General features: G+C 49.9%; 23 protein-coding genes. 6 read left to right on the forward strand and 17 right to left on the reverse strand.

The annotated features are described in order from the left end of the window. Nucleotides 1-156 precede the first annotated feature (156 nt). Nucleotides 157-2352 carry a transglycosylase domain-containing protein gene (locus tag BP97_RS37215; protein WP_081824327.1) on the forward strand — a complete coding sequence of 732 codons (2196 nt, stop codon included), beginning with the start codon at nt 157-159 and terminating at the stop codon, nt 2350-2352. A gap of 88 nt (nt 2353-2440) precedes the next feature. On the opposite strand, the gene BP97_RS0123575 is transcribed toward BP97_RS37215, so the two are convergent. Both BP97_RS0123575 and BP97_RS0123580 read right to left on the reverse strand, forming a co-directional pair. Further along, nucleotides 2441-3490 (reverse strand): hypothetical protein, encoded by a 1050-nt coding sequence (locus BP97_RS0123575; protein WP_028551330.1) that lies wholly within the window; start codon nt 3488-3490, stop codon nt 2441-2443. 98 nt (nt 3491-3588) lie between these two features. Then, complete coding sequence (locus BP97_RS0123580; RefSeq protein ID WP_028551331.1) at nt 3589-4134, reverse strand: hypothetical protein; 546 nt, start codon at nt 4132-4134, stop codon at nt 3589-3591. 196 nt (nt 4135-4330) lie between these two features. On the opposite strand from BP97_RS0123580, the gene BP97_RS40740 reads away from it, so the two are divergent. Next, nucleotides 4331-4489, forward strand: coding sequence for a hypothetical protein (locus BP97_RS40740; RefSeq protein WP_197035525.1), 159 nt, complete (start codon nt 4331-4333; stop codon nt 4487-4489). A gap of 131 nt (nt 4490-4620) precedes the next feature. On the opposite strand, the gene BP97_RS0123590 is transcribed toward BP97_RS40740, so the two are convergent. The 9 genes from BP97_RS0123590 to BP97_RS0123630 form a co-directional block, all read right to left on the reverse strand. Next, complete coding sequence (locus tag BP97_RS0123590) at nt 4621-5355, reverse strand: class I SAM-dependent methyltransferase (RefSeq protein ID WP_028551332.1); 735 nt, start codon at nt 5353-5355, stop codon at nt 4621-4623. A 61-nt stretch (nt 5356-5416) separates the two neighbouring features. Continuing rightward, complete coding sequence (locus BP97_RS0123595; RefSeq protein WP_028551333.1) at nt 5417-5962, reverse strand: DNA-deoxyinosine glycosylase; 546 nt, start codon at nt 5960-5962, stop codon at nt 5417-5419. A 108-nt stretch (nt 5963-6070) separates the two neighbouring features. Further along, the gene (locus BP97_RS0123600; RefSeq protein WP_028551334.1) at nt 6071-6964 is read right to left on the reverse strand and encodes a DMT family transporter; all 894 of its coding nucleotides are present in this window, start codon (nt 6962-6964) and stop codon (nt 6071-6073) included. 124 nt (nt 6965-7088) lie between these two features. Next, complete coding sequence (locus BP97_RS0123605) at nt 7089-9071, reverse strand: methyl-accepting chemotaxis protein (RefSeq protein ID WP_028551335.1); 1983 nt, start codon at nt 9069-9071, stop codon at nt 7089-7091. Nucleotides 9072-9187: 116 nt separating this feature from the next. Continuing rightward, entirely contained in the window at nt 9188-9529 is a 342-nt protein-coding gene (locus tag BP97_RS0123610) for a hypothetical protein (protein WP_028551336.1), read from the reverse strand. Between the two features lie 81 nt (nt 9530-9610). Further along, entirely contained in the window at nt 9611-10807 is a 1197-nt protein-coding gene (locus BP97_RS0123615) for a class I SAM-dependent methyltransferase (RefSeq protein WP_028551337.1), read from the reverse strand. A 43-nt stretch (nt 10808-10850) separates the two neighbouring features. Then, entirely contained in the window at nt 10851-12071 is a 1221-nt protein-coding gene (locus BP97_RS37220) for a PQQ-dependent sugar dehydrogenase (protein ID WP_036746421.1), read from the reverse strand. A 200-nt stretch (nt 12072-12271) separates the two neighbouring features. Further along, a complete protein-coding gene (locus BP97_RS0123625) occupies nt 12272-12721 on the reverse strand; it encodes a Dps family protein (protein WP_051620915.1) in 450 nt (149 codons plus the stop codon). 188 nt (nt 12722-12909) lie between these two features. Continuing rightward, the gene (locus tag BP97_RS0123630; protein WP_028551339.1) at nt 12910-13155 is read right to left on the reverse strand and encodes a hypothetical protein; all 246 of its coding nucleotides are present in this window, start codon (nt 13153-13155) and stop codon (nt 12910-12912) included. A gap of 299 nt (nt 13156-13454) precedes the next feature. On the opposite strand from BP97_RS0123630, the gene BP97_RS39065 reads away from it, so the two are divergent. Further along, nucleotides 13455-13976, forward strand: coding sequence for a DUF2231 domain-containing protein (locus BP97_RS39065; protein WP_028551340.1), 522 nt, complete (start codon nt 13455-13457; stop codon nt 13974-13976). Nucleotides 13977-14088: 112 nt separating this feature from the next. Here BP97_RS39065 and BP97_RS37230 read toward each other — a convergent pair whose 3' ends face one another. The 6 genes from BP97_RS37230 to cls all read right to left on the reverse strand — a co-directional run bounded on the left by BP97_RS37230 (nt 14089) and on the right by cls (nt 19389). Next, entirely contained in the window at nt 14089-14736 is a 648-nt protein-coding gene (locus BP97_RS37230) for a serine/threonine-protein kinase (protein WP_051620917.1), read from the reverse strand. Between the two features lie 26 nt (nt 14737-14762). Then, the gene (locus tag BP97_RS0123645) at nt 14763-15644 is read right to left on the reverse strand and encodes an SMP-30/gluconolactonase/LRE family protein (protein WP_036746422.1); all 882 of its coding nucleotides are present in this window, start codon (nt 15642-15644) and stop codon (nt 14763-14765) included. 173 nt (nt 15645-15817) lie between these two features. Further along, the gene (locus tag BP97_RS0123650) at nt 15818-16102 is read right to left on the reverse strand and encodes a hypothetical protein (RefSeq protein ID WP_028551342.1); all 285 of its coding nucleotides are present in this window, start codon (nt 16100-16102) and stop codon (nt 15818-15820) included. Between the two features lie 100 nt (nt 16103-16202). Next, nucleotides 16203-17003, reverse strand: a complete 801-nt coding sequence (locus BP97_RS0123655; RefSeq protein ID WP_028551343.1) for a M48 family metallopeptidase — start codon at nt 17001-17003, stop codon at nt 16203-16205. 22 nt (nt 17004-17025) lie between these two features. Then, nucleotides 17026-17871 carry a DUF72 domain-containing protein gene (locus BP97_RS0123660; RefSeq protein ID WP_028551344.1) on the reverse strand — a complete coding sequence of 282 codons (846 nt, stop codon included), beginning with the start codon at nt 17869-17871 and terminating at the stop codon, nt 17026-17028. 57 nt (nt 17872-17928) lie between these two features. Then, complete coding sequence (gene cls / locus BP97_RS0123665) at nt 17929-19389, reverse strand: cardiolipin synthase (protein ID WP_081824328.1); 1461 nt, start codon at nt 19387-19389, stop codon at nt 17929-17931. Between the two features lie 254 nt (nt 19390-19643). On the opposite strand from cls, the gene BP97_RS0123670 reads away from it, so the two are divergent. The 3 genes from BP97_RS0123670 (at nt 19644) to BP97_RS0123680 (ending at nt 22900) form a co-directional block, all read left to right on the forward strand. Further along, nucleotides 19644-20345: a 3D domain-containing protein gene (locus BP97_RS0123670; RefSeq protein ID WP_051620919.1), complete on the forward strand. Its 702-nt coding sequence runs from the start codon at nt 19644-19646 to the stop codon at nt 20343-20345. A 235-nt stretch (nt 20346-20580) separates the two neighbouring features. Further along, nucleotides 20581-22233 (forward strand): glutamine--tRNA ligase/YqeY domain fusion protein, encoded by a 1653-nt coding sequence (locus BP97_RS0123675; RefSeq protein WP_028551347.1) that lies wholly within the window; start codon nt 20581-20583, stop codon nt 22231-22233. Continuing rightward, nucleotides 22202-22900 carry a PepSY-associated TM helix domain-containing protein gene (locus BP97_RS0123680; RefSeq protein ID WP_269321924.1) on the forward strand — a complete coding sequence of 233 codons (699 nt, stop codon included), beginning with the start codon at nt 22202-22204 and terminating at the stop codon, nt 22898-22900. The genes BP97_RS0123675 and BP97_RS0123680 overlap by 32 nt, the downstream gene beginning before the upstream one ends. Nucleotides 22901-22983: the final 83 nt, after the last annotated feature.

The following is a 22983-nucleotide window of genomic DNA, read 5'->3' on the forward strand; positions in this document are numbered from 1 at the left end:
AGAACCCCGGCAGCTGCGGTACCAAAGCCTGCCGGGGTTCTTTCTGTGCGTCTTATGGAACTGTGCGCAGAAAAACCGACATCCCCACGAATTAATTAGTATGCGACATTTTGTATTGCGCAAAAAGATCATGTATTTGTAGTGAGGGGTTTACCTATGACATCAAGACAAAGACCTTCTATTATAGCGATGCTGCGAAAAAGGCTTCGCCGTAAATTATCAGCCAAAGCAGCAGCACGAAGCACTTCTATAAGGAAAGAAGTGAAAGAAACGGCTCAAAGCACCTCAGACGGCAGCAAAGCCAGTCAGCGTACCAAGTCGCCTAAGCGAAGCCGCCGTGGTCTCGGCCGAATCACTTTATGGCTAACCGGACTCATGGTAATGATTGCAGGCATCGCCGTCTTTGCGACGGCTCAATGGGTCCGCGGACTCGATATCAGCAAGCTGGAGCATCCCTTGCCCGAACCGACGCTGATCATGGACCGTAACGGCAAACCGGCCTCCCAGCTGTCATCCTCCCGTATTGTTCCGGTATCGCTCGACCAAATTCCGCTTGATCTGCGAAATGCAGTTATTGCGGTGGAGGATCGGCGCTTTTATGAGCATTCGGGGATCGACCTCTGGTCTACAGCCCGAGCCCTGCTGCGCGACTTGAAATCCGGCGAGCTGAAAGAAGGCGGCAGCACGCTGACCCAGCAGCTGGCTAAAAACATGTTCCTCCAATCGGATAAGACGTTAAGCCGCAAGCTGAAGGAAGCTGGTTACGCACTCAAAATCAATACCGTCTATAGTAAAGACGAAATATTGGAGCTGTATTTGAACAGCATTTATTTCGGGGAAGGACGATGGGGTGTCGAAGGAGCGGCGCAGGAATACTTTGCCAAGCCTGTGCAGGAGCTGAAGCTGGAGGAGGCCGCTCTGCTTGCAGGCTTGCCTAAGGCCCCTACCTCCTATTCTCCGGCCAAAAATATGCAAAAAGCGCTCGAACGACGTAATCTGGTGCTTTCTCTGATGAAGGAGCAGAATTTTATAACGGAGGCCGCCTATGAGAAGGCCGTCGCCCAGCCTATCGTCTTGAAGCAGCATAATGAGGAATCGCTTAAAGGAAAATATCCTTCCTATGTCGATTATGTCATTCAGGAAGCGGCCGACTTATACGGCTTTACCGAGGAGCAGGTGCTGACTAACGGGCTGCGTATTTATACAGATCTGGATCCGCAGGTTCAACAAGCAGCTCAGGACGTCTATGCAAGCGACGCCCTGTTTCCTGAAAGCAAGCCGGATCAGCTTATCCAGAGCGGTGCCGTCATCATTGACCATAAGACCGGCGGCATCCGTGCGCTGGTCGGCACTCGCGGACCGCAAGTATACCGCGGCTTCAATCATGCGACCCAGCTGAAGCGTCAGCCTGGCTCGTCCTTCAAGCCGCTAGCGGTGTATGGTCCTGCACTGGAGCAAGGCTACACCCCGAGCTCTCAGCTCTTTGATGGAGACCTCGACATCGCCGGCTACCGTCCCAAGGATTGGGACGGACAAACGCGCGGGCAGGTCACGCTGCGCGAAGCTATTATGCGCTCGTGGAACATCCCGGCCGTGTGGCTGCTCAATGAGATCGGCATCGATACCGGGATGGGCTTCGCCCGCAGGGCAGGCATTGCGCTCGGGCCTGCCGACCGCTCTTTGAGCATCGCCCTCGGCGGCTTATCCGAGGGCGTGTCGCCCCTGCAGATGGCGCAAGCCTTCGGCGCCATCGCCAACCTCGGCGTGCGACAGCAGGCGCACGCCATCGTGAAGGTAACGACCAAGGAGGGCTACCCCTTGGTCGAGGCACAGCCGCAGCCGGCTACGGTGACGAAGCCGGCTATCGCCTACACCCTGACTTTACTGCTGCAGGATGCAGTAAAGTCAGGGACAGGGCAGGCCGCCGCACTTGGGCGGCCGACCGCAGGCAAGACGGGCACCACACAGCTGCCCGACACGAAGGAATTCGCCGACATCGGTGCCAACGGCATCAAGGATGCTTGGTTCGTCGGCTTCACGCCTGAGCTGACCGCCGCCATCTGGCTCGGATACGATCAGACCGACAAGAACCACTACCTGACGACAGGCGGAGCTGTTCCCGCTGCGCTGTTCAAGGAGATCATGGGCCGGGCGCTTCATGATGTGCCTGCCTCGTCCTTCACCGTTCCGGACGATTATGTACCGGAGCCCGAACCGCAAAACACTTGGCTCCAATCGGTTCAGGAGAAGCTCGGCATCGGTAAGCCAGCTTCCAAACCCGAGCCCAAGAACAATGATAAAGCAAAAGAGAACGGCAAATCCAAAGACAAAGGAAAGCCTAAGGAGCACTAGCTCAGCTTAAAAACCCCGCTTACTCGCCTCACCTTTAAGGTGAAGCGACGAGTAAGCGGGGTTTTGCTTGCTGTATTAACGCCTTACATTAATCATCATCGTTACCATGGCCCTTGTCCTGGTGCTTTTCTTTCTCTTTTCCTTTACCAGGATTCTTCTGTGTTTCCTGTTCTTTATCCTTCTCATAGCCTTTAACCTTGGATTCCTGCGGGCGTGAAACGTTCGCCGCTTTTTCAGGCCATTTAACATCCAGCTTCCACTCGGGAGATGTATTAGCAAGCTGAAACTCCGAGGCGATTTTTTGCTTAAGTGAGGCTTCGAAAGCTTTAGAATCGGACGGGAGACCCTTTACCAACTGTTGAATAAACGAGTCGGCTTCGGCACCATCTAGATGGATGCTGGAACGATCCTTCGTTTGCAGGAAGATCTCACTCTTCCCTTTCTCCTTCGATCCTTGCTTCGCAGGCTCCTGCTTGACCTTAAGCTCGAACTCGCGGCTCTTCCACTCAAAGGACAGCTTCTCCCATGCTTTTGACGCAGTTATTCCGCTGGTTCCCGGCTTCCCGTTGCTTGCCGGCGGTTTGCTCGTACCTGCAGATGAGCCTTGATTCGCGCTTACGTTAGCTGCAGCAGAAGAAGATCCCTGCAGGATTGCAGGGGCCGGCGATGAGGTAGCCGGGTTAGAGGCTTCCGTTGCCGTTGAGGCACTTGTTCCTGCATCCGCACTATTAGTACTGCTTCCTGGTGCTGAAGAATCTGACGAAGCCGAGGCTTCAGGTGTAGATGTTTCCTCTTGACCGCTATTCGCTGCCCCTTGAGCGCTTGTTGCCTTAATGTAAGCCGCTTGATCCTTGCTATTCAAGATGACGTCAACGGCATCTCCGGCCTGAAGGTCCGACATAGCCGACTTTTGCATGTCTCGGTATACCCACACGGTGGATGATACCGTGTACGATGCTTCCTGACCTCCTACATTGACAACAAGCCGTTTGCCTCCGTCATCCATACGAACGAATTGCCCTTTCGTTTCCTTAGATATTTCAGCCGATACCGATCGGTCCGACAATCCGAAAGCGCCGTACGAAATTAATCCAACGCATAAACAACCGACAATAAGCCATATGAGTCTTTTTCTCATAGTCCCCTCCTATAAGTCATGTCTTATCCAGTCCTTATAGGGTTCGTAGGGTTCTCTAATTTTCAGGGAATCCTCGGGGTACGTCGGTTCAAGAAGGTTTATTCCACCGCATCCCATCTACTGTCCGCTGTCTGAAGACGCGGATGCAGCTCCGAAGGTTTAACACCGCCAGGAGGCATGTCGATCCACAACCTGACTTTCTTGATCCAAGCTTCGAACGAATCAAAAGCCGCCAGCTTATTCGCCATTTCCAGCGTCACCCATACAAAGTGAGGAGCGGCATACTTATCGGCCAAATAGCGAAACGCAGTGTCCATAGGCGTATACTTCTTACGTTTCCCTTCGAATCGCTCTACTGTTATATCCAGTCCAGAATCCAATTGTTCCAGCTTTAATTCCAGATCTTCCATACGTTGGTAATAAGGTGCAGCCTCCCGTTCCCCCATTCGTCGCAGCGTCTCCTCATGCAGGGGGTAGAACACGAGCTTAGCCATTGTCTTATCCTCCGCCATGCTCACAAGCGCAGCCAGCTGCCTCTCATCGAAACGTTCAAAGCTATCATAGACCCATACCGAGCCGCGCTTTCCCTTACGTTCATCGTCCGGCACATAGCCGTATGGAACCTTGCTCACTTGTCTCGCCACGTAAGTTCCCCCATCTATTGGAAATGGTTGCTTTTGCCTTAGTATACCATCTGCCCCTATAAACATTCCCGCTTAAAAGGAATAATTGTCCTCTCCCCAGGCAAGCTTAAGAAAAGCTTCCTGTTCGTGCCAATCGGGCACGGCTTGTCCAGTATCTGGAGGAAGCCAAGCATACCAAGAAAAGGAGAGAAGCCGCATGTCCGAAAACAAAAAACATCAAGGCAATTACGAGGGAACCGCCTCCATGAAAGCGGAGAATCAAGATATGGAGTTCGTCAACGATACAGTGGAAGGCGCTAAAACGACCCAGAATTTAAACGGAGCCATCGCTAAAGAATCGTCTGAGGAAGAGTAGGGCAGGAAAACCTCTCAATGAAGCTTTCAAAGGATAAGTGAAGGTGTAACGGCAAAAGAAACAGAGGATACAGAGTTCCTAATAAGAACTTGTACCCTCTGTTTTTTATTTTAAATATAACGCTCTACTTCTCACTTTTTAGTGGCCGAAACGAGGAGAAACATCGGTCTTCGCAATTCATCCTTCATCTCGGGAATGGAATTCAACAAATCAGCTTCCGGCTCGGGTTCAATGAGTCCCGTTATCTGAAAGCCCGACTTTATAAGTGTATTCACGTAGGTCGTAAGTGTTTTATGGTATTTCATCACATCTTCGCCTAAAAAACGGGTGTTGCGAATACCTTCATCAAAGTAACGATCGATGGGCCAAAACATGCGGCGACCCTGCTCATCATAATACCAATCCTGCTTCTCATTGGATGTAAACGCCGGATGCTCCACCGAGAAGACAAAGTCCCCTCCACTCGCTATACAACGATTCACTTTATCGCAAATTGCTTCAAATGATTCTATGTAATGAAACGCCAATGAGCTAAAGACCACATCAAAACTATTTGCAGGAAAATCAATATCTTCAATAGGCATGCGCATGTATTGAATGGAGGCTGATCCCGTATTCTTTTTCGCCTCCTGGAGCATCCGTTCGGAAATATCTACACCTATGACCTCTCTCGCTCCTCGCTCAATTGCATAACGGCAATGCCAACCGAAGCCGCATCCCAAATCCAGCACCCGCTTATCCTTCAAATCAGGGAGCATTTGTTGAAATATATGCCATTCACCCGCAGCCTTCAGCCCATCTACCGAACGAGGCATTTTACTATACTGATTAAAAAAGGTCACGTCATCATATTTGTTTTCCTTCATGTTCCTGCCTCCTTAGCTCCTTTTATTATTACACCGCAAACTCGCATAATGCATACCGACCTTATGCGCCCTCTTCCGCACGCAGCTCCTGCCATGACACAAGCTTGGCCTCCAACGCCATGGCCCGAGCCGTGCTGGACGAAGGGAGCACTGCATACGAAATACCCCCGCCTATCGCGAGCTCTCCGAGCTTCGGTAGAACCTGCTTCCTGTACAGCTCTCCGGCGGCTTGGCCGTTGAAGAAAACACGCCGGACAGCGGGATACTTAAGGAAAAACCATGCAAAATCATTTGCCTCCGGCTTGCGAATCTGAGCATCCAGACTGCCTTCCCGCTCGCAGGCTGCCAATACGTCCCATAGACCAATTCCATGTGACAAAGCAAAAGCTAGCCGTTCCTCGTAGCTATCACTCGGTACATTGTGAAGCACTCCCTCAGCCGACGTTCCGCCAAACAAGGAGTACAGCAGCTTCCAAAAGTGATTGCGCGGGTGTCCGTAATATTCCTGCTTGCTTAGCGACAGCGCACCGGGCATCGAGCCCAGCACAACCGTATGACAGGACGCATCCATCACAGGCGGCAGTCCCAACAAACGATCTCGCTCCATATTCACCGTGATCAGCCCCTCTCTGCGATAAAAGCCCATGTTACTACTGTAACCTGGCTCATCTGTATGCTTTTTTCTAAGCGATTTTCCTTTCCTCCTACTCAGATCTTAAGCTTCCGCCTGCTTCCCTTTAGTTATCCGCACACTCCGCTTGAGAGGCCAATTAAGCAGCAGTAGACCCGCTACGAACACACCCGCACCGCCGAGAATATAGACCGTGATAGGATCATGAAAGAATAAATAAGACCAGGCGATCGTGAACAGCACTCCGCTGTTGCTGACGATAACGGCGACCGCAAAGCTCACTCTCTTGAGCGCCTGAGCAAACCAATTGAAGCTAAGCCCTGTAATAAGCCCCAAGCAGAGCAAGGCCCCAAGCGCCCACCCGGTAACAGGACCGGTTGCATGGGCTTGTACCGGTAGAGGCAGCGCCATGAGCAGCGAGCACCAGAAAAATACAGAGAAATTCATATTTTCTGCATCCATGGATTGGATCAGCATTTTCTGACTTAGTACGTGAAAGGTTGTGCCTACTGCGGAGAACATGAACAGGATTGTCGTCAAGCCATTACTGGCCAGCATCTGGTGCAGCGGCAAACCATTCCAGCTAATCATCAGCACCCCGCCAATGCACAGGGCTGCAGCCATCCACCCACGAGCCGATACATGCTCTTTAAAGTAAAAGGCCGACACCAGCAGCAAAATAACGGTCTGGATCGGGCCCACCAATATATTTCCATACGAATAGCCAATAGATAGTGCTAAATTTTCAAAAAAATAGTTGCAGCTCTTGCCGAGTGCTCCGAGCCATATCCACTTCATATTACCGCGGAGCTTGATTTTGCCATCCTTCAGCAGCAATAAGATGCCTAGAAAAACAATCCCCAATGCAAACCGGGCGAATGTAATCGTCGTACTGTCTAACATCCCGGTGGCCGTCTTCACCAAGATCCCGACAAAGCTCCAGGATAACGTAGCCAAAAAAAGCAGGAAATACCCCACGCTGCCACACCTCATTCGCTATCTGACCCGCGTTACGAGTCTGTTAAGTTCCGCTTCAATAATACGAAGCTATTGTACCACAGCGATGAAAGGTCGTGACGAAAAAAAAGAAACCGCGGGCGGTTTAAAACTTAAACCTGCCCACCGTTTCTTGTAACTGCTGCTCCGCGGTACGAAGCGAATCCGATAATGCACGTGTTTCTTCCGACTCCTGCAGCTGCTGCTGCGATGCTTCAGCCACTTGATGCGCATTTTCCGATGCCGATCCGGCAATTCTCGCCATTTCTTCAATACCGGCGGTCACTTCCTCCGTACCGGCTGTCATTTGCTCAGCCGCCGCAGACACTTCCTCCATCTCCTCGGAAATGCTGTGGATCATACCTACCATGTTCGACAGAACTTCACGTACCTCTTCAACTTGATGTACCCCGAGCTCTACATCTTTGCCGCCCTGCTGCATAGCAAGGACCGCAGCTTTCATAGTCATCTGGATTCCATCGACCATCTCATGAATCTGCCCAGCGGAAGTTTCCGACTGATCGGCCAGCTTTCGGACCTCACTTGCAACAACGGCGAAGCCTTTGCCCTGCTCGCCCGCTCTAGCAGCCTCAATCGCGGCGTTCAGCGCCAGAAGCCCTGTCTGGGATGCGATACCCGAGATCACATGCGCCATCTCACCTACGACCTGCATCCCTTCCTCCAGCTTGAGAATGGCCTCCCCTACCTTATGGGCAGAATCATTCATCGTTCCCATCTGCAGCATCGCCTTATCCGATGACCTGCTCCCCAGCTCAGCCTCCTGCACGAGACGCTTTGTAGCTTCCGTCACATGCGCTGACGCTTCAGCGATACGCTGTATACCTCCTGCCATCTCTTCCATCGCCTTGGCGCTATCCTCGGCGCCAGACGCCTGATTCTCCGCACCGGCAGCCATCTCCTGAACCGTTCGCGATATGTCGGAAGCCATAGCTGTGGATTGAGCTGCACTCTCTGTCAGCTTGCCTGATATTGCTCCTATCCGGCCCGACATCCCATGCACCGTACCGATAATCGTCTGAAGATGAGCAATGAACCGATTGACCTCTTCCGCCAGCTGCCCCATCTCATCCTTGCCCTTAACCGGAATCCGATAGGTCAAATCCGCTTCATGTGAATTCAGATTAGCGGTCGCTCGCAGCACGAAACGAAGCTTGCGCGCAACAATAAGCCGGGATAACACGAATAAGAGGGCGAGCATGCCGACATACAGCAGACCGAAAGCTGCAGCCATCATCTTGCGCTGCTTGGCAACCAAGGCATCGGACCCTTCCTTGGATAAGGCTACACGAACACCGCCCCAGTGCTTGCCGGTAATCGTTAGCGGGTACGATATGTTCCACGTTTCGACGATTTTGCCTTCCAGATTACGCGGATACTTTTGCAGTAGCGCGTGGGATGTGTCTTTGCTTGCAGCAGAGCGGTATCCGGTCTCATCATTGAAAACGCGGTTGCCACGGTACTTTTGGCTAAGCAGGCCTGCTGCTCCCCAAGAATCCTTGGACACTTCGCCCTGTAAGCTGTACTTGCCATTATGTGTAGCCGTATAACCGACGAAATCCGGATTATTCGAATACATCGAAGGAATAGCGAATATGACATTCTCATCGGTTAGAAAGCTATCGATAACCGCCTGCCAACGATCGTCGGTATAATCGTCGAAAGCGCTCGTGTATTTAAGCTCATATTGTGCAAGCGGAACCGAACGACCATCATAAAGAAGCTGCTTGCCTTCCGCGTAAGCGCCGTCTTTCGAACGCTTCTGCGCTTCCTGCTGACTCTCCGGCATCACCGTCAGTTGATCGTTAAACAATCGGCTTTTCAGCTCTTCGCCAGTCAGTTGCGTTCCGTTCTTCAGCACAACGCCGTTTCGGATATCGTCTTCGGTGATACTCTGCAGCGTCTTGGAAAGTGCAATCGCCAAGCTATTGCCTTTATCGAGCAGCTGCGTCTCCGCATCCTTATTGATCTCATGCCACTCAAAGGCATAGATGCTTGCCATCAACGCCAATAATATAATCCCGGTGTACGCCATAAACTTGCCTGTCAATGAAACGAAACCGTTTGTCATAAGATTCCCCCATGTATATGGCTTAATTTTCCACTATTATACATGGTTTTGTAGGTGCAAAGGCCTATCGAAATGTACAAAATATGACATTTCATGCACAACAAATCGACATTTTTTTATGTAAACCGTCTCCACAACAGCATGAGTAACGTAACGGCTATAATGACACCCAATACGATGAAAAACGCTTTTAGAAAGCCCACGGCAAAGGACTGTTCCTGGTTGTCCCTGGGATCCCGCTTCATCCAATCCTGCAGCCACAGCACGGCGACTGTACCTAAGGAAAAGCCACAGGCACAGCGCAGCAGCTTCAGCACATAATCCCTCATCGTCAGTAATTCTATTGTCGTCGATGAAGCACTCACATGAAGCGTTACCCGATCGGCGCAAAACAATATGGCCAAAAATAAGCCGATTATAAAACCGTAGACGCCGCCCTTCACCAGCTTCTTTTCCATTGTTCTTCCCCCTTGTTTCCCTAAAAAAGCAATGAGCCCGCTGTACTTTTCGTCACCCGGGCCCATTCATATATTGTATTGTTATGAATTTAAAGCGTTCAGCAGCGGCCGCAGCTCAGGCTCGAGAGCACGCTCAAGGTATGGATCAGCCTGAAGAAAGCTGCGGAACTCCACATAACTGCTGACTAAAGAGGACAGCTCCGCTTCCGTGGGACGTTTTCCCTTGACGGCGCGGATCAGCACATTTTTGGGCGTATGCTCCATATCGATGAACTCCAGCAGCTGTGTCTTATAACCTACAATGTCGAGCAGCTTTGCCCGAATTGCATCCGTAGCTAGCGCTGCGAACCGTTCTTTGAGAATACCGTGCTGCAGCAATGGCTGAAGCACCTGATTCTGCAGCTGGCGGAACAGCTCATGCTGACAGCAAGGTACCGACAATATAACGTCGGCCTGCCAGCGTACCGCTTTTTCCAAGGCTGCATCCGTCGCCGTGTCGCAGGCATGCAGCGTAACGACCATATCGACCCGGTCCAAGTCGTTATACTGTGCGATATCCCCGACTAGGAACTGCAGACGGTCATATCCGAACTTCTCCGCCAAGCTGCTGCAGTGCTGAATGACATCCTCCTTGAGGTCAAGACCGATAACCTGAATATCCAGCCCCTGTACTTCCTTCAAATAATGATATAAAGCAAACGTGAGGTACGATTTGCCGCAGCCAAAATCTACGATATTGAGTGTCCGATCCTTGGACAGGTGAGGTACTACATCGGCAATCATCTCGACAAACCGGTTGATTTGACGGAACTTATCATACTTTTTGGCAAGCACTTTGCCGTCGGCATTCATAATGCCTAGTTCAACTAAAAAAGGAATCGGAGTGCCTTCCTCCAGCACGTAATTCTTTTTACGGTTATGGGCAAGCTCGGCTGTAGGCTTCTTGGTCGGTGGCTTTTTTAAAATGCCTGCTTTCCCTTTCTTGCTGATCAGCACCTGATAATCCGCTTCCGCAGACTGCAGCAACGCTTGACGGAACGTTACCGTCAGCAAGTCGTTCATTTTATCAGACGCTTCCTCAGGCAGCACATTGTCGTGCAGCACTTTCTTTCCGCAGAAAGAGCTGAATTGATAATGAAGCTTTCCCTTGAGCTCTATAGGCTTGACGATGACTTTGGTGCAGCCTTGAGGGTCGTTTGTGCGCACTTGGCTTAAGGTAGCTTGGATAAGCGTGCGTTGTTCTATGAGATCGTTCAATAAAGACGCTGTAGATTGCATAAATATTCATTCTCCGTTCCAATTGGTAAGTAGGGTCTAGGTGTTAAAAAGTTGGCTTGAACCGAATCAGCTTATCGTCATCCGGTCTGGGCGTACCACGTCCATCCCGATTGTTCGTTAGTATATAGAGAGAGCCATCCGGACCCTCCATTACATTACGAATGCGGCCCAGCTCGTCCTTGAACCGTTCCTCGACTTTAACGATAGACTGTTGATCACTGCCCAAGATGAAGCGCTGCAGCTGCATTCCACGCAAATTCGCTGCTAGTAAGCTTCCCTTCCAAGGGCCTTTGGTAACGAATGTAATGCCTGAAGGTGCCCATGTCGTATCGCCGCTCTGCAAAATAGGTTTCTTAATCGGGCCAGGACCCGCTTTATCCGCATCCTTCGCCGGTATTTGCGAGGCGTCGCCTTCAATCAGCGGCCAGCCGTAGTTGGCCCCAGGCTCAATGAGATTAACTTCGTCATGGGCCGTTTGCCCGTGCTCCGTACTGAACAGCTTACCCGTTTCAGGATGCCATGCCAACCCCTGCGGATTACGGTGCCCCAAGCTATAGACCGGAGAGCCTGGGAATGGATTATCCTTAGGAATCGTGCCGTCCGTATGAATCCTCAATATTTTGCCTCCGAGCTGCTTCACGTCCTGTGCCATGGAAGGCTTGTTGGCATCTCCGCTCGTTATGTACAGATCGCCGTCGGGGCCGATTTTAATCCGTCCTCCGTCATGAATCCTCTCTCCGGGCAAAAGATCGAGCAGTACCTTGTCCAGCTTGGCCTTATTGCCGCTTTCCACCAGACGTAACACTCGGTTGCGAACTTGCCCGCCTTCTTGGTAAGTATGGTAAACATAGAGGAAATGATTGCTTTTAAAATTCTTATCCAATGCGATGCCGAGCAAGCCTGCTTCCCCTTGATTGTATAACGGAGAGGTGAAACGGTAAACCGGATCCTCTAACAATTGTCCCTTGTCAATAACACGAATCGCCCCTCCTCTTTCCGTTAGGAAAATGCGCCCGTCCGGAGCGAAATCCATATCCCAAGGAACGTTGAGCTTGGTCGCAACGATTTCTTGCGAATAAGGAAATGAGGCTGTCCCGCCCTCTGCTGCTTTTTCCGAGCTCTTGTCCGTCCCCGGTTGCTGAGCCGCTGCGGGTGCCGAGGATTCGCCACTCTCCGTATGATTCATCTGTCGCTCGCATCCAGGTACGACCAACAAACCAACCGCCAAGCTTAATGTGACCCAGCCGTTCAAAAAAACCGCCATTCTTTATCCTCCTTTGGATCGGTACAGAGATAGAAAAGCAACCTTTTTGCATCCTATTTTTTCCTTATTATACCTAATATTGTACCGAAAAAGCCAATTTCCCTTATGGATAAGCTTGTAATATCTTCGCAATGAGGACAAGTAAAAGCACAAAAAAGAGCGCCGCATTACGCAGCGCCCCCGCTTTATCATCCGTCCGCTTATTCAATAAACGAACGCAGCATCCACACGTGCTTCTCTAAGCTCGCCTGTACACCAAGCAGCAGGTCGGAGGTTGACTCATCGCCCGCTTCTTCTGCGGCTTCCATGCCTTCCTGCAGCTCCTTGTTTACCGTGTTGAAATCATTAATAAGCTGACGAACCATGTCCTCGGCCTTCTCTTTGCCTGTAGCTTCCTTAATGGAGGCGTCCTGCAGCATTTGCTGCATCGTTGCTACCGGTTTTCCTTGAATCGTGAGCAAACGCTCCGCTATCGCATCAAAATGAAGCGTAATTTCGTTGTAGAGTTCCTCAAATTTCACGTGCAGCGTAAAAAAATGAGGGCCTTTGACATACCAATGATAGTTATGAATTTTCATATATAGGACACCGAAGTTGGCTACCTGCTTATTCAGAGCTTTTTCGATCGAAACGGCTGTTGCTGTAGACATGGACACTCACGCTCCCTTTTGAAATCATCGTTATTGGATTCATAGTAAAAGTGTTGCTATGATTCTTTATTACCCATTCCAGCCTATTCTGAAACGATACAGTAAAAGCACCCACAGCCTCACTGCCTGCAGATGCTTCTGTCAGTTGAGTCCTTAATGGCCAACCCGATTATTTGACCAATAGTATTTTACTTGTCACTTTGGTCGATATGCAGCCTTGATTTGGTATTGCCTTTGGTATCCTTGTACATCTCTTGTTCCTGGCTTTCCAGAGGAAGACTGACCAACTCCCACTCGGTTTGGCCCATAGCCGGATCATATGGGAACTCATCGCCCCGCTTCAGCGTCTCTTCACGCCCCCACTCATTCTCATAAATGCCGTCTGTTTCGACTTCATCACTGGATACAGGCTTCATGCTCTTATCGTTCGCCATAACTGCCAAAACCCTCCTTGATGTTGATCTCGGACGTTATTATGCCCGTAATGTTGGCGAAGTATGTTTTAGCAGCATCAGTGAGAAAGCGAAGGATTCACCTAAACTTTAAGTTTATTTTCAGGTTTCCATAAAGTGGTTTTGATATGATAATCACAACACTACTCATTGTAGTGTTGTTGACTAAAGAACTTCTCATTTATGCGGAAAAGAGGGTGACGCCTTTATTCATAGCTCTTCATTGCTTTTCTAAAAAGTAAGATTAGCCAAGCAGTTTATAACACGAAAGGATGATAAGCATGGCTTATATTTTCAAAAACCTGCATTTTATTTTTATTCATATCCCGATTGCCATGTTGATTTTCAGCTTTGTATTCGATATTCTAGCCATCGCCTTGAAAAAGAAGGACTGGCACACGGCGGCCGTCCTGTGCTTATTCGTCGGAACGCTTGGAGTGATCGCCTCGGTATGGACCGGGCCGGATATGCCGAATCCCGCTGTGCAAAAGCACGAGCTGTATGGGAAAATAACGATGGTGCTGTTCATTATTTTATCTGCAATACGTCTTTGGATCCATTGGAAGAAAAAAGCGGAAACAGGCAGAAAGCCGGCCTACTTGGCTGCCGCCTTCATCGGTGTCCTTCTTGTTGCCTATACAGGACATTTGGGTGGGCAGATGGTACATAAAGATAAGGGTCCTATGCAGCGGCCAAACGGGCAGCCTGCGATGCAAGGAGAGCGTCCGATTCCTGCCAACGGCGCAACCGTTCCAAGCTCACCTGCCAACAGTGCTCCTGCCTCGGGAAAGCCTTCACCGTAAAACAATGCTGTCCTCGGACAGCACAAAACCCCCTGTCTTTGTTGTTCCTAAAGAAGGGGGTTTATAGGCTTACAGACCAAAAGCGCATGCTTCACGGTCAACAAGAAGAAGTTTATGAGTCAGAGCCCGTCCGTCCATGGTCATTAAACCAGCGGTACCCCTTTCTCACCGCAGTCAGCAAAAACTCCGGAACCGGCATATGGTGCAGCACCGGGAAATAAAAGCGATCATACGCGGTCTTCAGATCATCCCACATGCTGCAAGATTCCTCTTTCAAGAAATCAGACACATCGACTACAATGCCTCGTCCGTCTTTAAGCATCACATTTTTGCCGTGAACATCGTGGGGATTCAACCCCTTGCGTCGTGCGTAATCGAGCGCTGAATCGATATCATCGATAACTCTCCTGGGTATCGGAATGCCGCGCAGAATGCAGTTGTACAACGTTATTCCGCTCAATCTCCGCAGGATCAAATAACATTCCCCGGTGTGGTAGCATTCCGAATAGGCCGGGTGCTTGCCTAGGAGCCGGTATACCTCCGTTTCATCCTCTAGCCCCGGACGACCGGGGGCATACACTTTGACCGCCATATCGCTGAAATCGGGATGGCTCACCACCGCAGCATAATTGCCGGCACCAAGCAGCTTCCAAGGCTTCGGCACATGATGCACCACGATAGGATCGTGAGGGTACACACTTTCGATATTCAGCTGTGGCAGCAGCTGCTGCTCCACCAAGTCGATTAGAGGTTGGATCATAAATTATTCAGCTCCTTGCGGCCACTTTACCCACCGTACATAGCAGTTCGCAGTCCCACTGCGCCCGGCTTAATCCGAAATACACCACCGGCATGCGGCTGCTTCACTAGATCTTCCTCTGTAAGCCCTGTTCGCGCCGTAGTGATGTACAATTCGTCGTAATTTTCCCCACCGAAGGTGCAGGAGGTGACCCGAGCCGTCGGTACCGGGATCACGCCGATCTGCTCTCCTGTGTGCGGATTCCAGCGGGAAACCTGCCAGCCGTCCCACTGAGCTACCCACAGCATCCCCTCCGCATCGACCGTCATCCCATCTGGGAAGCCGCCTCCCTCAGGCAGCGTCACAACGGTTCGAGCATGATTCAAGCTCCCTGTAGCCACATCGTAATCGTAAGCGACAATTTTTCTCGTCGGCGAATCGATATAGTACATCGTATGTCCGTCGGAACTCCATCCGAGTCCGTTAGACACCGTAATCCCATCAAGCACCTTGCGAACCTTTCGATCCTTCTCCAGCACATACAGCGCCGCTACGGGCTCCTTCTCCTCGAAGCTGAGCGTACCGGCCCAGAATCGGCCTGCGGCATCGCACTTGCCATCGTTAAACCGATTGTCCGGCTTATCTTCCTCAGGATCGGTAATGAATGTTAGCTGACCTGTCTCCCAGTTGAGCAAATGAAACCCGTGCTGCAGCGCCAGTACCAGCCCTCCGTCCGCTCTAGGTACCGCTGCGCCAACCATTTGATCAAGTGTTATCGTTCGGTTCGTCCCTTGCTTTGGATCGTAGGCATGCACCTGGTTTTGCTTAATATCAACCCAATACAACGTTCCGCTCTGTTGATCCCAGCAGGGCCCCTCCCCTAAAGTAGCCTTAAGGTCAAGCACCAGCTCCAATTGAGGCTCGATCATCCTAATCTCCTCCATTCGTAATAAGCGCTCCTATGTAAATTGTTCCCTATATTGTAGCATACGAACCTTCGGAAAAGCACGAAGGACATAATGGAAGTCCGCCACAACAAAAAGACCTGCACGCGGGTGAACAGCGACAGGTCTTCATGCCTTTCTATGTTTGAGCAATCAGCTCATCTTGTTTCGGTCTCCTCCGGGCTTTCCATAGGAGTCAAGCTCTGCAAGGCTGCCTGGTCTTCCGCCAGATCCGCCTTAGCTTCCTCCACAGCCTGCTGGTTATAGCTTAGACCTGCTTGATCCACGGCACGTTCCGCCCGCTCTACCGCCGTTTGAGCCTGTTCAATCAGCTGCTCGCTAGGATGGCTTTGCGCTTGCGTCACCGCATGATGCGCGGTATGTACGGAGTTTTGCGCTTGGGAGATTGGGTTTTGCGATTGCAGACTAGAATCCTTGGTCATAGGAAGTGCCTCCTTAAGTCATAGTTTTCATTCCTTGCTTACTATGGGACAAAGGGAGGCATTTTATGCCGAGATCAATAGGCTAAAGGATAAGATCAGGCTATAAAGCGGATGTGCCCTCCACTGATTCAAACTGATTAGAGTTATACCCGAACAAATAAGGGTGTGCATGAAATCGTCCTATCTCATTAATCCGCTTTGGAAGCGGAGGGTGCGTCGACAAAAGCTCGAACCATGCAATGAAAAAGCCCCGCTCCCTAGCACTCTGCTCCAAATACTCGCTAATATTAACTCGGGTGAACAGCTGCTTGCCTATAGCCAGCACGGTCAACGCACGAACCGCCGCATTCGCATTGCCCGTGTATGCCGTTGCCATACGATCGCACGTATATTCGCAAGCCCGGGAATAGGCATTCCCGAGAAAAGGAATCCACATGGCTGGCCATATCAGCATATGCTTGGTCATATGCTTTCTCTGAATGTGAGCAAGCTCATGAGCAATAACAAAGGTCAGCTCCTCGTCGTTCCCCTGCTCAATCAATTCAAAGATATCGGAATACAAGATCACAAAATTTCTACCTAAGAAGCGCGCTGCGAATGCATTCAAGATTCCTCCCGATTGGACTACAAAGACGTCGGGAACTTTGGTTATCCCCATCTGGCTGCACAACGAATGCACTCTTTCATGCACAAGAGGGAACTGTCGCTCGGATAGCTTCACGCCGGAGCTGCGAATGCTTGCGAGCATCAACCCATGCAGTAGGAGTGATACGACAAGGCCTATCAGCAAATACGGTATTCCGATAACGGAAAATATCAAGCTGAGATAAATTAACACACTGATGCAAGCACTTACGATGAATAATGTAGTTTCATTCTCATGTACCAAGCGGGGATTCATTGCTCTTTAACACTCTCCCTGTTCAAAATAAGTCCAGCTGCTTCGGAGCGTTCTCCTTCGGCTGCATGCCGAGCAGCTCCATTAATTGTTTGGCGTTGCCGGCTGCATCACCGCCGGAATTGTTATTAAAAATCACGCAAATCTCATCGGACTCCAGTTGCAGCCGCTCTAGGTTCTGCTTCCATTCCATGAGCTCATCGCGGGAATAACGGTACAAATAACGGACCTCCCGCCAATCGGAGGCCCCTCCCTGATTCCATCCTTCCATGTTGCGTCCATGAAATCTTACCATCGTCATGGAACGAACCGTAGGATGCAGTACCGTCGGGACAGACCCTGTGCCAGCTTGCGGCTCGTCGCAAATACTATGCATCCAGCCTTCGTTTTCCATATAGGACAGCGTCTTTTCCTTCAGCTCAGGAGTAAACCAGCTTTGGTGCCGAAACTCCAGTGCAACCGGAATCTCTCCCATTCGCCGCTTCGTTTCGCGGAGCTTCTGTACATTAGCACGCGTGCAGTCGAACCAGGGCGGGTATTGGAACAAGACCGTCTTCAGCTTGCCCGCAGCTTGTACGGGGCGTATAGAATCAACAAATGCCTGGAACATCGTGGATTCGTCGCTGAACGGACTTTTCCCCCGCAGATGTCCTGTCATGCCTTGGTAAGCTTTAATAATGAAACCGAAGTCATCCGGCGTTTCATTAACCCATCTCTCATAGGTCGTTTCCGCCTGAACTGCATAGAAAGAGCTGTCCACTTCGACAATCGGAAAATGGCGGCTGTACACCTTCAATTTATCCCGGCTTGAGGTTCCCTCCCCATATAGGTCATCGTGATCCCCCCAACCAGCAAGTCCAATTTGTATCATAGGCACCTCACCATCATTGCCGCTCCTATTGTATACTGGAATCCTTTTCCTTTTCAATTATAAAATTGGAGAAATCAACCTGGCCATCGATTCTGCAGCACGGGTAAGCAGCGACCGCTTGTTGTAATTTTCCCAAGTAAGCAGCTGGCAGTAACGAATGTCCTGCTCGAATATATGCTCAAGACGGGTCGCCACTTCGGGATCGAATAGAAACGCGTTGATCTCAAAATTGAGCTCTAGACTGCGCCGATCCATATTGGCCGTTCCTACCGACGCCGCCTGACCGTCGATCACCATCGTCTTTGCATGCAAAAAACCTTTGTCATACAAGTAGCAGCTAGCCCCAGCGCGCAGAAGTTCCACCAGATACGCGTAAGAAGCCAAGTGTACGAGGCGATGGTCACCCTTGAGCGGAATCATGATGCGTACGTCGATCCCGGATAACGTGGCGATTTTTAACGCATTGAGTACGCTATCGTCCGGAATGAAATAAGGAGTTTGAATGTAAATCCTCTTCTGGGCTTCAAAAATAAACTTGATAAAGCCGTTCTTAATCCGCTGCGTCTCCGAGCTCGGCCCGCTGGTGATGATTTGCACCGCCGTTTGGGCAGTATCGCGCATAACTGGAAAGAATGAGGGCTCCGATATCGAGCTTTCATTGGAGGCAACCCCCCAATCAAGCAAAAACTGAACCTGCAGCCTATGAACGGCATCTCCCCTGAGCATCAAATGCGTATCGCGCCAATACCCGATATGACGATCCATCCCCAAATATTCATTGCCAATATTAAAGCCTCCTATAAACCCGGTTCGGCCATCAATAACAACGATTTTGCGGTGATTACGGTAATTGAGGCGGAAGTTCAGGTAAGGAATTTTGGAAGGGAAGAAAGGAAGCGCCTGCCCGCCCGCGGCTATCAACCTCTGGAAAATCTTTTTTTTGATTCCCAAAGACCCTATATGGTCATACAGCAGACGTACCTTGACGCCCTCCTCCGCCTTCCGTGCCAGAGCCTCAATTAACCGTATTCCGGTTTCGTCGTTGCCTATTTTGTAATAAAGCAAATGAATGTGCCTCTCGGCACGGCTAATCTCCTCAAGCAGCGCTTCGAATTTCTCCACCCCGACAGTAAACAACGTCACTTCATTGTTCTGTGTCAGAGGGGAGTACCCGCTAATAAGGTTCATATAAATCAAACGCTGATAATCTCGGACCGAAGGATCATGAAACGGAAACGTATTATTATGCAAGCTCTGCGCCTGCCCCTTCATTTCCTCCCTAACCCTTCTCTCCAGCTTTGGACGATTGCGGTACACCTTTTGCCTTGCTAAATTTTGCCCAAGAAAAATATACAGAATAAATCCAACAACCGGCAGCAGCAGCAGCACCATGAGCCACGCCCAAGTAACCCCTACATTGCGCCTTTCCAAAAAAATAATGGCCGCTGCAAATAACAAATTGATGACGGGAATCCAATCGTTCAGCGTCTTCCAAATGTTTATTGTCCAAAAATGCATGATTCCCTCACCTCAGGATACGATCTCATCCAAACTATAATATCCAATTATTAGTGTCCGCGCTGTGTGCGGTCCAATCCTTCGCCGCATTAATTAACCAACATTTACTAATACCTTAACCATACACCATCGGTGAAAATATGCAAATCATTCAAATCAGAAAAAATGGGTAAGGTTTAGAATCTAGCAAATTCGGTAAATCTAGTTACTAGAAATCCATTCTATCGTTTTTCATCCAAAGGAGGATAAGATTCATGTTCCGTAAAAGCTTGAGCATTACTCTGCTGCTCCCTATGGTGCTGCTGATAAACTTGACCTTGACCGCTAAGGTATACGCCTATCATGTACTGGACGATGGATCCGATATGATTGAGGCTTATTCCGTACCCTATTACTATTCGTTGGCTTCGCCTGAGCCTGATACCCAGCCAGCAGTCCAGGAGCTATCCGCTCCCGAGCCTCTTTTCTATCAGGTGAACTCGGGTGATACCTTGTATAAGATTGCCCGTGATTTTGGCACCACCATAACGTCTATAATGGTTGAAAACAATATTAGCGACCCCCATATTCTCTCTATTGGCCAAAAGCTGCAAATCCCTTCTACCGATTCGGTCCTTCCACTGCCAGACGGTCAACAAAAGGTGATTAAGCAGGTTCTGAGTTCCACCCTGACAGCGTACACAGCCGGAAAGGAATCAACCGGTAAAGAGCCTTCGAGCGCTTCTTACGGCATTACGTACAGTGGAAGCAAAGCCGAAGAAGGCAGGACCATTGCAGTAGATCCTGCCGTCATCCCTATCGGATCCATGGTATTCATTGATGGAATTGGTATTCGTACGGCCGAGGACACCGGTTCTGCTGTCCGGGGAGCTAGAATCGACGTATTCATGGATGATTTGAAGCAAGCCGTTAATTTCGGCGTGAAAAAAAATGTAAAGGTTTATGTGCTATCCTGATTCATCTAATGTTTCGGCTGCAGTCGAAGAACGGCTGCCTTTAGGTTAAAAAATCCCTCCACCCGGCTTTTACCGCCAAAGGGAGGGATTTTTGGCATTCAGCATCCTGTCAGGCGTTATTTCTTAGGAGGGCAAACTCCCAAAAAATCATAGTTTTAGAGGAAGACCATTATATTTCAACGCGATTTTGTGTATTATATTAAGATAAACTATTACGCAAGAAAGGTTGATTCTGTTGGAGAACCCGTCTGCATCATCTAATTTTATTAAAAACATCGTTACGGAAGACTTGAAATCCGGCAAAGTCGACTACATATTAACCCGTTTCCCTCCTGAACCGAACGGTTATTTGCACATCGGACATGCCAAGTCCATCTGTCTTAACTTTGAGCTCGCTGACGAGTTCAAGGGCAAGACCAACCTTCGTTTTGACGACACGAATCCGGTTAAAGAAGATACCGAATATGTCGAGGCCATCAAAGAGGACGTTGCTTGGCTCGGTTTTGAGTGGGACAACTTGTTCTTTGCATCGGACTATTTCGAAGAAATGTACCGCCGCGCGGTACTGTTGATTAAGAAAGGGCTGGCGTTCGTAGACGACCAATCTGCGGATGAAATCCGTATTACCCGGGGCACCTTGACTCAGCCGGGACAAGATAGCCCGCATCGCGGCAGAACCGTCGAGGAAAATCTCGATCTGTTCGAGCGTATGCGTAACGGAGAATTCAAGGATGGCGAAAAGGTGCTGCGCGCCAAAATCGACATGAGCTCGCCGAACATTAATTTGCGTGACCCGGTCATTTACCGCATTGCCCACGTGACTCACCATAATACCGGTGACAAATGGTGCATCTACCCGATGTACGCCTTCGCGCACCCGCTGGAGGATGCTATCGAGGGAGTTACTCACTCGATTTGTACGCTGGAGTTCGAGGATCAACGTCCATTCTACGATTGGGTTGTATCCGAATGCGAGATGGAGCACCAACCGAAGCAATACGAATTTGCTCGACTGAACATTACGAACACCGTAATGAGCAAGCGCTTCTTGAAGCAACTTGTAGACCAGCACATCGTTGACGGCTGGGACGACCCGCGGATGCCTACGATCAGCGGCCTGCGCCGTAAAGGCTTTACGCCGGAATCGATCCGCAGCTTCGTTCGCGAAACCGGCGTAGCCAAGAGCTACAGCGTAGCGGATGAGCGGATGCTGGAGCATTTTATCCGTGAAGACTTGAAGCTGAAGGCGCCTCGTACAATGGCCGTACTTCGTCCTCTGAAGGTCGTTATTACGAACTACCCTGAGGGCCGGGTCGAGATGCTCGACGCAGAGATTAACCCGGAGAATCCGGAAATGGGCACGCGCCAAATTCCGTTCTCCCGTGAAATTTATATTGAGCAAGACGACTTCATGGAGAACCCGCCTAACAAATATTTCCGTTTGTTCCCTGGCAATGAAGTACGTCTGAAGCATGCTTATTTCATCAAATGCAACGACTTCGTGAAGGATGCGGACGGCAACGTGGTCGAAATCCATTGCACTTACGATCAAGAAACGAAGAGCGGCAGCGGCTTTACCGGCCGTAAAGTAAAAGGAACGATTCATTGGGTTGATGCGGCTCATGCGCTTCCTGCTGAATTTCATTTGTTCGAACCGTTGATCTTGGATGAGGAAAAAGGCGATAGCGACAATTTCATGGAGCATATTAATCCGAATTCACTTGAGGTGGTTCAAGGATTCGTAGAGCCAAACATGAAAGACGCCAAGCCGCAGGACAAATTCCAAATTTTCCGCCATGGCTACTTTAATATTGATCCTAAGCTGACCCAAGACGACAAGCTCGTCTATAACCGGATTGTATCGCTCAAAAGCTCCTTCGAGTTGTAATACAGAGTCAGGTTATCGCAGCATTCATAAAGACAGAGCAGTCCCAGCGTTTACGCGCAAGGGGCTGCTTTTTTTTGCTTTCAGGAGACTTTCAGTTGTTGTTCAGTCCCATTTCATAAAAGAGTCTTATAATGCAAGCAGATCATCAAATGATAAAAATTTCAGAAAAGGTGAATTTCTTATGAGGCGAACGAGGCAACTGCATTTATGGATTGGATTGATCTGTTCTATTTTTATTTTGATCGAATCGGTTACAGGGTTACTGTTATCCGAGCGGTGGTTGCTTGGATCAGAAAGCATGGAGATGAGGGCTCCTCAAGCCATTACACAAACTGTGCCTGGCGGACAAGATGGAGTGCAATCCGGTCAAGCTGCTAGAGATGCGGGACAGACGGTACCCTCCCGCAATGCTGATACGGATGCTGCTGGCGCCTCGGGCAATAATAACCGGCAGGCCTTTAAAGGTGGAGAAAAAGGAGCAGGCAGCAGCGTTATGGGGATTATCAAAGGGCTTCATGAGGGCAGAATCGGTCAAACCAATGTGAAATGGCTCGCTGACTTGACGGCTGTAGCCATGATCTTCCTTACTTTAACCGGCATTACACTATCCATCAAATCACTGCGGGCACAAAGCATCCGCAGGAAAAAACGGCATGCTGAAGCTTAAGTAACCCCCTCTTGATCTGGCTGTCCTCCCCCCTTATTTACCATAAATTAACATGAATTTGTTTGTCCATTAACACTCGGCTG

The organism is Paenibacillus sp. UNC451MF (genome assembly GCF_000686845.1).
Taxonomy (GTDB): Bacteria; Bacillota; Bacilli; order Paenibacillales; family NBRC-103111; genus Paenibacillus_S.